Annotated in this window: 12 protein-coding genes; 6 read left to right on the top strand and 6 right to left on the bottom strand. The window is 68.8% G+C overall.

What is annotated here, in order from left to right:
• The first annotated feature begins 10 nt into the window (after positions 1 to 10).
• The 5 genes from OG293_RS03460 to OG293_RS03440 all read left to right on the top strand — a co-directional run bounded on the left by OG293_RS03460 (position 11) and on the right by OG293_RS03440 (position 5153).
• A complete protein-coding gene (locus OG293_RS03460; protein WP_405997264.1) occupies positions 11 to 475 on the top strand; it encodes an AEC family transporter in 465 nt (154 codons plus the stop codon).
• A gap of 5 nt (positions 476 to 480) precedes the next feature.
• Positions 481 to 1446: a pirin family protein gene (locus OG293_RS03455; RefSeq protein WP_405997263.1), complete on the top strand. Its 966-nt coding sequence runs from the start codon at positions 481 to 483 to the stop codon at positions 1444 to 1446.
• Positions 1447 to 1527: 81 nt separating this feature from the next.
• Complete coding sequence (locus tag OG293_RS03450; protein ID WP_405997262.1) at positions 1528 to 1779, top strand: LysR substrate-binding domain-containing protein; 252 nt, start codon at positions 1528 to 1530, stop codon at positions 1777 to 1779.
• A 464-nt stretch (positions 1780 to 2243) separates the two neighbouring features.
• Positions 2244 to 2381 carry a hypothetical protein gene (locus tag OG293_RS03445; RefSeq protein ID WP_405997261.1) on the top strand — a complete coding sequence of 46 codons (138 nt, stop codon included), beginning with the start codon at positions 2244 to 2246 and terminating at the stop codon, positions 2379 to 2381.
• Positions 2382 to 2462: 81 nt separating this feature from the next.
• Entirely contained in the window at positions 2463 to 5153 is a 2691-nt protein-coding gene (locus tag OG293_RS03440) for a SpoIIE family protein phosphatase (RefSeq protein WP_406003490.1), read from the top strand.
• 52 nt (positions 5154 to 5205) lie between these two features.
• Here OG293_RS03440 and OG293_RS03435 read toward each other — a convergent pair whose 3' ends face one another.
• The 3 genes from OG293_RS03435 to OG293_RS03425 form a co-directional block, all read right to left on the bottom strand.
• On the bottom strand, positions 5206 to 6177 hold the full coding sequence (locus OG293_RS03435) for an antibiotic biosynthesis monooxygenase (RefSeq protein ID WP_405997260.1): 972 nt from the start codon (positions 6175 to 6177) through the stop codon (positions 5206 to 5208).
• Positions 6174 to 7535, bottom strand: coding sequence for a xanthine dehydrogenase family protein molybdopterin-binding subunit (locus OG293_RS03430; protein ID WP_405997259.1), 1362 nt, complete (start codon positions 7533 to 7535; stop codon positions 6174 to 6176). The genes OG293_RS03435 and OG293_RS03430 overlap by 4 nt, the downstream gene beginning before the upstream one ends.
• A gap of 317 nt (positions 7536 to 7852) precedes the next feature.
• The gene (locus OG293_RS03425; protein WP_405997258.1) at positions 7853 to 8953 is read right to left on the bottom strand and encodes a mechanosensitive ion channel family protein; all 1101 of its coding nucleotides are present in this window, start codon (positions 8951 to 8953) and stop codon (positions 7853 to 7855) included.
• Between the two features lie 520 nt (positions 8954 to 9473).
• On the opposite strand from OG293_RS03425, the gene OG293_RS03420 reads away from it, so the two are divergent.
• Positions 9474 to 10472, top strand: a complete 999-nt coding sequence (locus tag OG293_RS03420) for a PAS domain-containing protein (RefSeq protein ID WP_405997257.1) — start codon at positions 9474 to 9476, stop codon at positions 10470 to 10472.
• 7 nt (positions 10473 to 10479) lie between these two features.
• On the opposite strand, the gene OG293_RS03415 is transcribed toward OG293_RS03420, so the two are convergent.
• The 3 genes from OG293_RS03415 to OG293_RS03405 all read right to left on the bottom strand — a co-directional run bounded on the left by OG293_RS03415 (position 10480) and on the right by OG293_RS03405 (position 15250).
• Positions 10480 to 11745: an MFS transporter gene (locus tag OG293_RS03415; RefSeq protein WP_405997256.1), complete on the bottom strand. Its 1266-nt coding sequence runs from the start codon at positions 11743 to 11745 to the stop codon at positions 10480 to 10482.
• Between the two features lie 119 nt (positions 11746 to 11864).
• Complete coding sequence (locus OG293_RS03410) at positions 11865 to 13883, bottom strand: PEP/pyruvate-binding domain-containing protein (protein ID WP_405997255.1); 2019 nt, start codon at positions 13881 to 13883, stop codon at positions 11865 to 11867.
• Complete coding sequence (locus tag OG293_RS03405) at positions 13880 to 15250, bottom strand: acetyl-CoA carboxylase biotin carboxylase subunit family protein (RefSeq protein WP_405997254.1); 1371 nt, start codon at positions 15248 to 15250, stop codon at positions 13880 to 13882. The genes OG293_RS03410 and OG293_RS03405 overlap by 4 nt, the downstream gene beginning before the upstream one ends.
• Positions 15251 to 15434 lie beyond the last annotated feature (184 nt).

Raw genomic sequence — 15434 nt, 5'->3', positions numbered from 1 at the left:
CTGCCGAACGGTGATCGTCGTCCGGCAGGATGGCCGGGTCACCGTCCTCCTCGATGTACGGCGTGACGCGCGCGAGCGGTGGGGCCGGATCCTGCGGCTGCCCCTGCGCAACCCCATCATCGCCGCCTCCGCCGCCGGAGTGAGCGTCGCCGCGACGGGCTGGAGACTGCCTGTCGAAGTGACCGCTCCGGCCCAGATGCTCGGCGGCGCGGCCGTGCCCGCCGCGCTGTTCGCCCTCGGGATGTCCCTGAACGCACGCACAGAGCGCCCCGACGCGGTGTGCCGCGCCGAGCGCCGGCTACTGGTCGCCCTCAAGATCGCAGTCCGGCCGCTGCTCGGGTCTCGTTCACGTGTACTCCTCCTCGGAACCCGGGCCGCTGCGTGCGCGCTCGTCAACAGAGAAGGATGGTTGACTGTTCGATCATTCCTCAGGGCGTGGATATGGACAGCTCCCGCCCGTACGGGAATAGGTTGAGCGCCATGAGCAATCTCGATCGTCAGGCCACCCCCTCCGTCTGCGGCGGTCGTGGCTTCGTCGTCGCCGAGCCCGTCCGTGAACTCCTCAGCCCCCGCCGGGTCCAGCTCGGCGAGTCCACCGAGGTCCGCCGGCTTCTCCCCAACCTCGGCCGCCGGATGGTCGGCGCCTGGGCGTTCGTCGATCACTACGGGCCCGACGACATCGCCGACGAGCCCGGCATGCAGGTCCCGCCCCACCCGCACATGGGGCTCCAGACCGTCAGCTGGCTGCACGAGGGCCAGGTGCTGCACCGCGACAGCACGGGCAGCCTCGCCACCATCCTGCCGCGCGAACTCGGACTGATGACTTCGGGCCGCGCGATCAGCCACTCGGAGGAGAGCCCCAAGCCGCATGCGCGTCTCCTCCATGGAGCCCAGCTCTGGGTCGCGCTGCCCGACGAGCACCGCGATGTGGAGCCGCACTTCCAGCACCACACCGACCTGCCCACCGTCACCGCGCCCGGTCTGACCGCCACCGTCATCCTCGGCGACCTGGACGGCGCGGCCTCACCCGGCACCACGTACACCCCTCTCGTGGGCGCGGACCTGGCGCTCGCACACGGCGCCGAGGCGCGCGTGCCCCTCGACCCCGACTTCGAGTACGCCGTGCTCGCGATGTCGGGCGAGGCCCATGTGGACGGCGTGCCCGTGCTGCCCGGTTCGATGCTCTACCTCGGCTGCGGACGTACCGAACTACCGCTGCGCGCCGAGTCCGACGCGGGCCTGATGCTCCTCGGAGGTGAGCCCTTCGAGGAGGAGATCGTCATGTGGTGGAACTTCATCGGGCGTTCCCACGAGGAAATCGAGGCAGCCCGGAGAGACTGGACGGAGGGATCCCGCTTCGGCGAGGTGCACGGGTACGACGGGGGTCCGCTACCTGCTCCCGAACTGCCGCCGGTGGCCCTCAAACCCCGGGGAAGGGTGCGCTGACCTGGGATCTCGCTGCGGGTGAGGACGTCTGCCCAGCGCCGAACGGGCCGCGAAGCACGCGAACGCGGACAGCATCTCGGGGTGGGTGACGAATCCTTCACTGCTGACATCGCTGCTGTGGGCACCTTGCTGGTGTCCGCGGTGGTGGGCGGTGCGGGGCTGAGCGTCGTCCCCCGGTACCTGGCCCAGGAGGCCCTCGACGCCAGGAAACTGACGGTGCTGCACACCCCCACCGAGACCGTCGGCAACTCGATCTACCTCGCCGCCCTCCGGGGCCGGGAGCAACCGCCCCGCATCCGAGCCGTGTTCGACCTGCTCTGTCCTTCAGCCTGACCATCGCGCCCGCCGACAGTGCCCACCCGCGCGGCGCACGGATGACCGGCGAGGGCCGCCGTTCCGGACACCGGGCGAGTCGACGGTGAATAGCAGCCGCCCCGCATCGCAACGGGAAGGTCGCACGGACCATGACCGATCCGCGAATTACCCGCCCGTCACCGGGAGGGGGCCCGGTGGCGAGGCAGCCGGACGTCGAGCGGCCCGTCGACGTCTGGTGGGTCGAGAGGATCTGTTGGTGCGCGTATCCGACGTGCTGGCCGGGCGGGCACCGGAAGGACCGGCGCTGTTGATGCACGGAGAACCGGGTGCGGGCAAGAGCGCACTGCTGGACGCGGCTGTCAGGACCGCCCGCGCCCACGGCACGACGGTCGTTCGCACGTCCGGCGTCGTCGGCGCTGAGCCGCCGGGCTTGGTCCTCGCCCCGCGGGCTCAGTGCCGCCGCCCGGGGACGCAGCGATGTCGTGCATGCACTGGTCGACGAAGTCGTGGCGTGGGCGAAGCCGAGGGGCATCGAGATGCCGGTCGCGGCGGTGCGGTACGCCCAGGTGCTGGACGCGCTCGGGCGGGGCGGCTACGAGGGCGTGATCGCACCGGTATGAGTGACGCTGACCTCTCTGCCTGTGTCTGACCAGGGCCACCACCGGCCTGCGCACGCGGGCGGGACGGTGTTATATGAACATATGGGCAATTCCGCCCGGCGGCGCCGGGCGCTGCCGGGGGTACGCACCGTCGCCGGTCAGATGCTCGTGCTGCAGGTGGCGGTCGTGGTGTTGCTCGTCGCGGCGGCGGTGGCCGCCCTGATGCTGCAGTCCCGAGCGGACAGCACTCGCGAAGCCCGTAATCGGTCGCTCGCCGTGGCGCAGACCGTGGCACATTCGCAGACCGTCATCCAGGCCTTGAATGGCCCGGACCCTTCCGCTGTGCTGCAGCCGCAGGCCGAGGCGGCGCGGAAGGCGGCCGGAGTTGACTTCATCGTCGTGATGTCCACGGAGGGAATCCGCTACAGCCATCCCAACCCCGCCCAGATCGGGCGGCACTACATCGGCACGATCGCCCCTGCCGCCGCGGGCGGAATCGTTACGGAGACCGTCACCGGAACACTAGGGCCCTCGGTGCGCTCGGTGGTCCCTGTCACCGACGAGTCGGGCAAGGTCATCGGCCTGGTTTCGGCCGGTATCACGGTCCGCGCGGTGAGTGTCGCGGCCCAGCGCCAGCTCCCGCTGATCCTCGGTACCGCCGCAGGTGTGCTCGCGCTGGCCACCGCTGGATCCGCCCTGGTGAACAGACGGCTACGCCGTCAGACGCGCGGCCTCGGACCTGCTGAGATGACGCGGATGTACGAGCACCACGACGCAGTGTTGCATGCGGTCCGGGAGGGCGTGGTCATCGTCGACGGAGAGGGTCGGCTGGCGCTGGCCAACGACGAGGCGCACCGGCTGCTGAGCCTGCCCCCGGACGCGGAAGGGCGCTCCGTATCCGAGCTCGGGCTCGCCGTCGACACCGCGCGGCTGCTGGTCTCGGGCCGCGTGGCCACGGACGAGGTCCATCCCGTCGGAGACAGGCTGCTGGCCGTCAACCAGCGGCCGACGGACCGGGGCGGTGGGCCTCCTGGCAGCGTCGCCACGTTCCGGGACACCACCGAGTTGCGGACCGTCACCGGCCGGGCGGATGAAGCCCAGCAGCGCCTCGGGCTGCTGTACGACGCCGGGATCAAGATCGGCACCACTCTCGATGTGGAGCAGACATGCCAAGAGCTGGCCGACTTCGCCGTCCCCCGGTTCGCGGACTTCGTGACGGTCGACCTTGCGGATCGGGTGGTATACGGGGAGGAGCCCTCCGATACCACGCCCGACATGCAGCGCGTCGCGTTCAGCGGCATCCGTGACGCAGTCCCCTTCTATCCGCCCGGCAAGCTGATCCGGTTCGTTCCGTCTTCGCCGCAGGCCTCCGGTTTCGGCACGGGAGATGTTGTCCTTGAGGCTGACATGACAGCCTTCGCCGGGTGGCAGCAGCAGGACCCGGAGCGAGCTCGAAAGCTTGTCGATGCAGGAATCCATTCAATGATCGCGGCTCCGCTGCGTGCCCGCGGCGTCATTCTGGGTGTGGCGACGTTCTGGCGATCGGAGCAACCCGAACCGTTCGCAGAGGAGGACCTCTCGCTCGCGGAGGAACTGGTCGCGCGGGCAGCGGTGAGTATCGACAATGCCCGCCGCTTCACCCGCGAACACACCACAGCCGTATCACTTCAAACCAGTCTCCTGCCCCATGCCCTGCCTGAGCAGAACGCCCTCGACGTCGCCCATCGCTATCTGCCCGCGCAGGCAGGCCTGGGCGGGGTCGGCGGAGACTGGTTTGACATCATCCCGTTGTCGGGGGCCCGAGTGGCACTCGTTGTGGGCGACGTCGTCGGTCATGGACTTCACGCCGCTGCCACCATGGGGCGACTGCGCACGGCCGTGCACAACTTCTCCGCGCTGGACCTGCCGCCCGATGAGCTTCTGGGGCACCTGGACGAACTTGTGTCGCGGATCGACCAGGACGAGGACAGCGACGCCACAAACTCGGCGGTAACCGGGGCCACCTGCCTGTACGCGATCTACGACCCGGTCACCCGCATCTGCACCCTGGCCCGCGCCGGACACCTCGAACCCGCCCTCGTGCGCCCCGACGGCAGCGTCCACTTCCCCGCCATACCCGGAGGACTCCCGCTGGGGCTTGCCGACCTCCCCTTCGAGACCACCGAACTGCCTCTGGCCGAGGGCAGCAGCCTGGTGCTCTTCACCGACGGCCTCGTCGAGGACCGCGACCGTGACATCGACACGGGCATGACGTTGCTGGGGCAAGCACTCGCCCACGGAGGCCGCCACCCGGAAGAGACCTGTCGTGCGGTGCTCGGAGCACTGCTGCCCGAACGGCCACGCGATGACATAGCACTGGTCGTCGCCCGGACCCGGGTTCTCGCCGGTGACCGAACCGCCGCCTGGGATGTGCCCTCGGACCCCTCGGCCGTCGGCCATGTGCGTAGAGAGGCAGTCCGAATGCTGGTGGAATGGGGTCTGGCGGAGGAGGCGTTCACCACGGAACTGATCCTCAGCGAACTGGTCACCAACGCGATCCGATACGGCACCGGCCCCATCCGGGTACGCCTGATCCGTGATCGGGCACTGATCTGCGAGGTGTCCGACGGCAGCAGTGTCTCGCCTCACCTGCGCCGAGCCGCCGCAACCGACGAGGGTGGCCGGGGCCTGTTCCTGGTGGCGCAGTTCGCTGAGCGGTGGGGCACCCGGTACACCGCCGACGGCAAGGTCCTCTGGACCGAGCAGACCATCGTGAGTCCCGACGACATGGGTCTGGGGCAGGATCGTATGTAACGGAGCCCAGTGAGCGGGGCCAGCGTAGTGAGGGGCGGCACGACGGCCCAGGTCATGGCAGCGTCCAGATCTGGGTCGTCACGAGGTAGAAGACAACGCCCCAGAACATGGTCACCGCGGCGACGATGCCGAGGCCGACGAGATTGCTCTTCGCCGCCGGTTCGTCCGGCGACGGCCGCAGCCATCGCTTGAGCAGTCGGTTCACATAGTAGGGCATCGTGAAGAAGCTCATGATGAAACTCGACAGCAGGTTGCCCACAAGCAGCCCGAGCCAGAGCGGCATCTCCAGCGGCGACAGGGCGAGCGTCAGCAGCACAACGGTCGGGTACAAGCCGACCCAGACCGCGATGGCGGTTTTGGTTTCCGAGGGCGGCGGCGCTTCCCTGCCGTTCTCTTCGAAGGCGAACCAGCTGCCGAAAGAGTTGTCGATCGTACGCAGCTTGAAGTCGTTGAACTTCTCGCCTTCAGCGAGAACTTCCTGTCGCTTGGCCGATGTCAGCCAGGCATCGAGGTGCTCGGCGTTGTCGAATCGGTACAGCGTGGTCCATTCGTCCTGAAGCCCCTCGACCGGGCGGAAGATCTCGGTACCGCGAAAGCCTTCGAACCTGCTCTCCTCCTCACTCATGCGGCGTTGCCAGTCGAGGAAGTCGTCGACGTGGCTCGGGTGGACGCGGTGGGTGATCACAACGGTCACAAGCGGATCCGCTGATTGCGTGCCGCCGCTGACAACCTGCTGGGTTGCGGGACCGTCGAAATACCTGCTGCCGGCATCGAGAAGCGCCTGCCGGGTTGTGCTGTTGATCCACGATTGGAGATGGGCTATCGAGTCGAACCGGTATACGACGACCCAGTCGGGTTGCAGGGATGTCGGCGGTGATATCTCGGCGCCGAGGTACCCGGCGTAGTCGGAGGCAGCCGAGTTCACGTCCTCCTGCCACGTTGCGTACTCACGCTCCAGTCCCGGCAGAACCTTCTGGCCGATGATTGCCGTCGCCACGCCGTCCTCGTGCGCTTCGGTGTTCATCTTCTCAGGCCCTCGGCGCCGACCGGCCTTTCGTTGAGTCGGCGGTAAATGCGTTCCGGGGTCAGGGGAAGCGCGCGATAGCGAACGCCCGTGGCGTCCTGAAGCGCGTTCGCCAACGCGGGGGCCACCGGGTTGATACAGCACTCCGCCATTCCCTTCGACCGCATGGGTCCAACGGAATCCGTCGAGTCCACCAGGAGCAACTCGGTGCGGGGGACATCGGCGTAGGCGGGGATGCGATAGTTGCGGAAGTTCGGGTTGACCATGACGCCGTTCGCGTCGACGTGGTAATTCTCGGTCAGGGTGAAGCCGATTCCCTGGGCGACGCCGCCTTCAACCTGGCCCCGGACCTGCGCGGGGTTGATGACTACCGCAGCGTCGGTCGCCTGAACGCTGTAGAGGATACGGATCTCACCCGTCACCCGATGTACGGCGATTCGGAACCCTTGCGTATTGGAGACGACGCTTCGGGGCGAGCCGTAGCCTTTGCGGGCGGCGGTGAATCGAATGCCCCGTGCCCGGGCCGATGCGACGAGCTCGGCCAACGACACGCGCCGGTCGCCGCAGACGACACCCTCGTCGTCCATCGAGCACATCACAAGATGGACTCCTGTGTGAGCGGCGGCGAACTCCAGGATGCGGTCGCGCACGGCGTTGACCGCTCGCAGTACAGCGTTGCCCGACACGAAAAGACCCGCACTCGCAAAGGCGCCGGTGTCGAATCCTGTGCGGTCGGTGTCGGACTGCACCAGGCGAATCCGCGACGGCGTCGTGCCCAACTGGTTGGCCGCGATCTGGACATGGGCGGTCGAGGTGCCCTCGCCGAATTCGACTGTCCCGACGGCCAGCTCGTAGATGAGGTCGTCGCCGAGGGTGACCCAGGCCTCTGAGATGTGTTCTGTCGGGGGCGCGGTCTCGTGCAATGAACTCGCGACGCCGGCTCCGACGAGCCACCCGGGGCCGGGGGGTGGCGCATCGGCCGTACGGGCCATGGCGTCATCCACCAGATCGATGCACTTCGCGAGTCCGTCCTCGGTGAACAGCACGTCGTCGGGGCCGTCGTGCATGGCGACGAGTGGATCACCTGGTCGCACGATGTTGCGTCGTCGCAGTTCGAGTGGATCGATGTGCAAGGCGAGTGACAGCTCGTGCATCGCCGATTCCACGGCGAACGCCGGTTGCGTCATCCCGTAACCGCGCAGCGCCCCGCTGGGAACGGTGTTCGTGTAGACGGAGAACGCGTCGTACTTCTTGTTGGGGCAGCGGTAGATCATGACGGCAGCGCTGCCCGCGTACAGCGTTTCGCCACCGTGGTTGCCGTAGGCGCCCGTGTTCGACACATCGCGGAGGGCTGCCAACTACACTTTCTCGATTACGGACATTCGGCTCGGTGCACTCGGCGAATGTCGAGGCGGGGTCACGATCGCGCGCGGGGACCGGTGCAACCTCAAGCAACAGAATCGAAGGTCGGATGCTGCGGTCGAGCTGCTCGAGGAGCGACCGGCGGGCACAGAGATTCCTTGGTAAGGATATCGCACAATGAGTCGGCGTCGCCAAGTCAGGGCCGGGCGGGGGCGACCGCAACGGCTGCGGGAAAGCGGCCAGCGCGCCCGGGCGAGTGCGCTGATCTGCGGTCATGCGGGCCACGCGGCCACGCGGTCGTGTCGTGGTGGTGTCAGGCCGTCGTGTCCCAGTGCGTGTCGGTCGGCACCGGCTCCGTGGCGGAGCGCTGGTGCGGAATCGGCAGCTCACCCCGCTGCACGGTAACCGCCCGTGCCGGAGCGGGAATGCTGATGCCCTCGTCGCGGTAGCGGCGGTGCAGACGCTTGATGAACTCGTGCTTGATCCGGTACTGGTCGCTGAATTCGCCGACCCCCAGGATCACCGTGAAGCCGATCCTGGAGTCGCCGAACGTGTGGAAACGGACGGCCGGTTCATGATCGGGGAGGGCGCCGGTGATGTCCGCCATCACGCTTTCGACGATCTCGGTGGTGACCTGCTCCACGTGGTCCAGGTCGCTGTCATAGCCGACTCCCACCTGGACGTTGAGCGTCATCTGCTGGTCCGGCCGGTGGAAGTTGGTCATGTTGGTGCCCGACAGCTTGGTGTTCGGGATGATCACCAGGTTGCTGGAGAGCTGGCGCACCACGGTGTTGCGCCAGTTGATGTCGACGACATAGCCCTCCTCGCCGCTGCTGAGCCGGATGTAGTCACCGGGCTGCACGGTTCTGGAGGCGAGGATGTGCACACCCGCGAAGAGGTTGGCCAGCGTGTCCTGCAGGGCAAGGGCGACCGCCAGACCTCCCACGCCGAGTGCGGTGAGCAGCGGGGCGATGGAAACGCCCAGGGTCTCCAGCACGACAAGGAAACCCATGGCCAGGACCACGACGCGCGTGATGTTCACGAATATGGTGGCCGACCCGGCGACCCCGGACCTGGACTGTGCCAGGGCCTGCACCAGCCCGGCCACGATCCTCGTGGCCGTGAGGGTCGCGGCCATGATGAGCACAGCGGTGAGCGTCATCGAGACGTTGTGCCCGACCGTGGCGTTGAGCGGCAGCACGGACGCCGCGACCGCCGCGCCTCCGGTGATCGCGGCCCAGGGGACCAGGGCCCGCAGCGCGTCGACCATGATGTCGTCGCCGCTCCAGCGGGTTCTGCCGGCCCGTACGCCGAGCCACTTCAGGAGCACGCGCAGCAGCAGTGCGGCCGCGATGCCGGCCGCGCACGCGATTCCCGCGACGACCAGGTCGTGCAGTGTGAGATCCCGGTTCACCGCGCTCCTCCCGTCGAACGGGGAAGCGTTCGGGCGGCGCCTGCCGCCGTGAGCCGGATGTGATGTTCCGTCACCTTGCCACCTGTGCATTCTGGGAGTGCGGTTGTGCGCCCGCGGCGGGAGCTACGAACTCGACGCGGCGCGACCCGGTCATCCTGCCGCACGCCGCGGCGAGTAACGCAACTGGCCCCACCCCCGGTGCGATGCCCGGGCATGCGAGCCCGGCAAGATCCAAACGAGAGGCCCTAGGTTGAGCTGCGTGAACACTCGGGGGGAGCCGGGTGGATGAACCGTTCACGCTTTTCGGAGCGGCGCGCAGGCCGTGGCCGGAACCTCACCGGTGTCGCGCTGTGCGGTGCCTGTTCCGGGTGTGGCCGGGCACATCTCGGCGGGTCAGGACGGGGCCGCGAAAAGGGGGGCTCCGATGGCGAGTTGGAGAGCAAGGATGGTTGGGGAATCCGATCACGGGCGGGGCGGGCGGGAGCTCGGCAGGTGGGAGGAGCCGTGGTGGAGGCCGCCGGTGGATCACGACGGTTCCGAAGCCGCTCGGTGGTTCGAGGCGCTTGCCGTGTACGCGCCGGCACCGGCGTTCATACGGGACGGGCAGGGCAGGTACCTCTGGGTGAACGCCGCCTATGCGCACCTCTACCGCATGGAGCCGGACGCCGTTGTGGGCCGGACCGTGGAGGAGGTCGACACACCCGCCGACGCGGCTGTGTTCAGCGCGCTGGACCGCGCAGTGCTCCTGTCCGGCCGACCCGTCCGTCACACCCTTTCCTTCAGAGACCCCGACGGGATGCTCCGCCAGGTGACCGGGCACCGCTTCGTCCTGGACGTCGGCCACGGACCGCGCGTGGGCGGTATCTATGTGGACGTCACCGACCATGCCCGCGCCCTGGAGGAGAAGGCCGCCGCCGACGAGGAACTGCACGCTCTGCGGGAACGCTCGGGGCTGGCGGTCGTGACGCTGGACCTGAAGGGCCGGGTCCAGCGGGTCAGCTGTGGCGCCGCCCAATTGCTGGGCAGCGGCCGGACCACGTTGGAGGGAAGCCGGGCCGCCGAGCATCTGGACGGCGGCTTCGACATCGGCGCGGTGCGGCGATCGTGGGCGGACCTCGTTGCGGGAAAGGCCTCCCGGTACAGCGGGTCGGTGGTCTGCCGTACGGCCTCCGGCGACAGCAGGGTGCTGCGTACGGACCTGGCGGTGGTCAGACGGCAAGGAGCCCCCGACCGTATAACCGCCGTACTGACCCCGCTGAGCGCCGAGTTCACCGGCAGCCCGTGCGTGAGCCCGGTGCAGCTCAGGGTGCTCACCTTGATGGCGGGAGGCCAGCCGAACAGCGTCATAGCCTCCTGCCTGGGACTGTCGCGGCAGGCGCTGGACTATCATCTGCGACGGCTTCGCGGTGTGCTGAACGCGGCATCACGTCCGGCGATGGTGGCGCGCGCCTATGCTCTGGGCATCCTTGACGCCACTGCCTGGCCGCCGCGGGCGACGGGTGAGCTCTCGGGTGGTTGAGCGGGGATCACGATTCATCGGGAGCCGTACGGGCCCGGTCGCGACGGATCAGCCACAGGACGACGCCGACGGCAAGAAGCAGCAGGCACGTGCCCACGGCCGCATGGACCAGAAGGGCGTCGAGGCGGCCGGCCGCGAGGTAGGCGCCGACGGCGAGCGCCACCAGGGCGCACACCCCGCGGTCGATGATGGATTCCAGCGACAGGAGCGTCGCGCGGTAGGGGGTCTGCGGGATGGCCGCGTTGATCAGGTTCCGCTGCACCGGGTAGGCGAGACCGGTCGCCGTCGCGAAGACACACAGCCATCCGATCGTGGCCATGGCCCCGGACGTCGTCGTGGCAGCCAGAGAGAGGGCCATCACCACACTCAGGACGGTGACGAGGGCCGTGTCGGACAGCTTGCCGCGGACCCAGCCCGGCCTCGCCGAACCGACGGCTTCCGCCACCGTCATGGCCGACAGCACGGCTCCGTGGTCGGCGAGAGGGACATCCTTGTCGAGGAGCAGCGGCTGGAAGAGGTTGACCTGGCAGATGCGTGCCAGGGTGAAGATCGCCACGCCCTGCACCATCAAAGGCCCAAGAGCCCTTGAGCTCCTGAGCACTGTCAGCGCCTGACGGGCGGAGCCGAGGAGACCGGCGCGCCCCCCGGGCGGGCGCTTCCCGTCATGCCCGGCGGCGAGGGCGGGGAGCGCTCCGGCACAGACCAGTGACCCGAGGGTGCACAGGGCCGTCAGTACGTAGGGTGCCTGGTGCTGTACGTGCATCAGGACGCCGACCAACGGCCAGCAGGCGATCTTTGCCCACAGTCCGAGGGCTCTGGCGGTGCCCTCCGCCTGGACGTAGTGCTCGCCCGCGCCGTTGGCGTGAAGGTACTCGTACAGGTAGGCACTGGAGGCGCCGGACACCAGGGACCGGGCCGCGGCGATGGCCAGGAAGTGCAACAGGAAGCCCGTGAAGGAGGGCCAGGCCACCGGGACCAGGTTGGCGGCGGTCATCACCGCCGCTCCCAGTTGCAGGCAACGGCGCTGCCCGATGCGGTCCGCGATGAGACCGGTGGGTATCTCCAGCAGGCAGAACGCCACGTAGTAGATGCTCTGGACACCGAAGATCTCACTGTCCGACAGCCCTGCCTGCTTCTGGTACTCGTAGAAGACCGGCATCCACCACAGGAGGTTGAACAGGAGCTGGAAGCCGTTGTTCAGGCGGACCACGCGCACGACGGCATCGGGTACGCGGGTACGGCGTTTCGCGCGCGGGAGCAGGACAAGGGGCATGGGTGACCTTCGTGGGTGTACGGGAGGGGAGCGTGGCCGGCCTCCGCGCCGGCGGCGGGCGAGCGCCGGGGCGGAGCCACCCCGACCGAGTCCTGTCGTGGTGGGTCCGCCCGCCGGGCTCAGGCGCTGTAGGGCCTCAACTGGAGGATGTGCAGCCGGCCGCCGGGCGCGAGCAGCCATTCCACGTCGAGCGGTACCGCGAAGGTGTAGTCGGTCGCGAAGTGGGACTGAAGCAGCCGTCCGGCGAGCGCGAGCCGGCCGAGGCGGGCCTGTGTCTCCGGGTCCAGATCCTCGGCGGCTGCACCGAGCGAGATGGTACGGCCGCCGCCCTCCACGGTGTTGTAGAGGTACTGCAGGGGCAGCGTCGTGCCGTCGACGACGTCCGCGGTGGAACCGTGCGCGCAGTTGAGGTACACGTTCCGGAAGTCGGCCCTGTTGATCGGATTGCAGGTGACCATCACGCCCCCGAGCGGAGAGGGTTCGTAGCGCTGGACGATCACGCCCATATAGGTGTCGTCGAGCGAGATGCCTGCCTGGTGGCGCAACCGCACGCTGCGCGGGGACAGCAGCGACGCCCACACCTGACGTACGGCGTCCAGGAGCCCGGGCAGATCGGTGACCTTGGTGTGGGACTCGTAGATGCCGGCGGCGGAGAAGCCGGGCAGATCCTCGGCGTTGGAGGAGGAGCGCACGGCGAAGCGGCTCGTTCCTGCCAGATGCTTGACCAGGTGCGTGTCCAGGGCCCGGACCAGGTCGTCGGGCACCGGCACGGTGCGCACCAGATGCTGCAACTGGACGCAGACAGTGTCCACGGCGTCCATGGCGTCCAGCTCCAGGGCCATTTTCAGCTTGCCGATGCTCTGCTGCACCGCGGGTGAGGAATCGAGGAAACGCTGCTGGACCGCGAAGGGAACGGCGATGCCCTCCGGTGCGCTGACATGCCGGGCCAGGAACTCGCCCGCGGCCTCGGCCAGATCGACGTGCTCGGGCGCCTGCAGACGGCCCGCCAGGTGGCCCAGGAGGTCGGGCCTGGGCGGGCGGGGCACGGAGTAGTAACCGGTCAGCCGGGCGGAGCCGTGGCGCAGCACATGGTGGAGCTCGCCCAGGTTGGCCGCCTTGGTGCCGTAGCCGCGCCGGTCCTGGGAGCGCAGTTCGCTCAGCGGCAGGATAGGGTCGTCCGCCACCTGTGGGGCGTCGAGCCTGATGCGTTGGGTGTGCCAGGCCGGTTCGCTGAGGTCCAAGGGCTGTTCAGCGCGTTCGACGACGGCGTTGTCCGCCGTCACGTCGTAGCGGATCCAGGCGCCGTCGAGGTCCTCGGCGGCGATCCGGTCGAGGATGCCCCGCACGATGGCGTTGGGGATGCCCCAGCCGGCCGCCAGCATGTTGGTGTGCGAGAGAGGGGTGGTGGGCAGGCCGTTGAGCAGACCGGCGAGCCGGGGTATGTCGTCCGGCACGACCGGCATGGCAACGATGTCGTACCACGTGAGGTGCGGCCGGGCGGCGCGATACTCCTCGGCGGAGGCGAAGGCACGGAGTCGGCCGACGGCCGAGCCGAGAGTGAGCGGTACGAAGGGGGCCGCCGCGAAGAGTTCATGGCCCTGGGTGCGGGGCAGCACGGTCTCGGGCACGCTGGTGAGGGCGTTCTCCTGGCCGTGGTTGGCCGGTTTGACCAGCAGAGCCAGCGCGCTGTCGAGCTGCTCGCGTACGAAGCGGTAGAACTCGGTCAGCAGCTCCGCGCCCATCGTGTCGGCCTCGGTCGTCTCCAGCACCAGGAACGGCTGCGGCTGCTCCTGCGGCCCGCCGCCGGAGTGCAGGGACAGGACGCCGAGAAGGAACCGGCGCTCCGGGTCCTGGTAGACGCTGTGGTTGAAACGGTCGAGCTCGGCGTCGAGCTCCTCCAGGGTCAGTCCCTGGACCTCGGTGGCGATGTAGTTGACATGGAAGGAGTGCACGGCGCTGTCGAGGATGTGCCAGACACCCTGCTGCCGGTCCACGACGACCTTCACGTACGGGTGGCCGCCGAGGACGCCGCACAACTGCTCGAACAGGGGAAGGGTGAGCACGCTGCCCACCACTGCCCCCTGGGGAGCCGTCGTCGGTGCGCCGGTCCGGGGGAGGGGTGTGCCGGTGTTCTTCATGAGGCGCTCCGCGAGGTCCTACGGGCGGCGAGTGCGTGCGGGAGGGCCTCGACGATGCGCTCGCAGTCGGCGAGCAGCGCGGGACCGGAATCGGCGGTGACGAAGCACAGGGCTGCCATGGAGTTGGCTCCTCCGGCCTCCTCGTAGGCGGGCACGACCGTGCCGGGTGCGAGGCTGTGCTCGCGTACCAGCTCGATGCGGGACCCGTCACCGAGCAGGGAGGGCCAGTCGACCGCGTCGAAGTCCCAGCGTGGGAGGTGCGGCCATGGTTCACCCGCGCCGTCGGCGGCGAGGACGACCAGCGAGCCCGCGGCCCCCGAGCCCTCGGTGAGCATCCGGGACGGATACTCGACACTCTCCCCGAGCAGCTGACGTACCAGCATGCCGATCATGTCCAGGCCGAAGACGTTCTCCACCTGGCGGGTGGTCATCACGCCGCCGAAGCGGGCCGCCGTCTCGATCAGCCACATCGCGCCGTCCGCGCCGAGCTTGATCTCGGTGTGGGTGGCGCAGGTGTCGAGCCCAAGCGCGTCGACCGCGGAACGGGACACCTCCTCGATGCGGCGCTGCAGTGCCTGCGGCAGCGCGGCCGGGGCGATGCTGGCACGTTCCGTGAAGGGAGGGATGGTCGGCATCCGCCCGGTGATGCACAGGGGGTGGTAGGTGCCGTCCGTGACGATTCCCTCCACGCTGACGTAGTCACCCCAGCCGGGGCCCTCGAACCAGGCGCCGGTGTCTCCGGTGACGATCTCTTCGAGCAGGAAGTCGCTCACGCCGTCGTCGGCGGAGTGCAGTTCCGCGTAACCCTGCGCGGACGAGGCCTCCATGACGGAGCGTCCGATCTGCCAGGCACGTAACGCCTCAGGCCCGTTCCGGACCGTGAGGTGCGCGGTGGAACCGGCGCTCCACGCCGCCTTGAGGAGCAGCGGCGGCGTCAGACGCTCGAAAGCGAGGGCGATGTCGTCGGCCGAGCGGACCTCGGCGAATCCCGGAACAGGCACCCCCGCGTCGCGCCAGGTCCGCCGCATCAGCCGCTTGTCCCGGGCCGCCGCCACGTTCTCGCCGGCACCGGCCAGGCCGAGCCGCACGCAGGCATGGGCGACCGCCACCACCGCGTACTCCGAGAGCGTCAGCACGGCGGCGGCCTCGACGCGGTCCGCGTGTGTACAGATCAGATCCACCAGTGCCCGGCCGTCGCTCGGCTGCGCCTGGGTGACCGAGGCGCACCAGGGCATCCATGCCGGCTCGGTGGTGTGCGGCAGGGGAGCAAGTGCCAGTACGTGCACATCGGCGTGCACCGCGATCCTCGGGAGTGCGTACTCCAGCGGCGGGCCACCCTTGGCGTAGACGAACAGGATCGGGCTCACGGCACTCCTGGTGTCGGGCGGGGCGCTGGGCGCCACCGCGGATTATCCGGTCGGCGGTCCGGCATGGCGACGCCACGTATGGACCCATCAGCAACCGAAACACGACAGAACGTGATGCGCGCACACATGAGCACCTACTCGACTAGGCGTACGCCAAACAACCAAGATGCGCCAAAACGTCCTG

The organism is Streptomyces sp. NBC_00829, assembly GCF_045161795.1.
Classification (GTDB): Bacteria; Actinomycetota; Actinomycetes; order Streptomycetales; family Streptomycetaceae; genus Streptomyces.
Note: the sequence above shows the minus strand (reverse complement) of the source record. Positions and strands in the feature narration are given on the sequence as shown.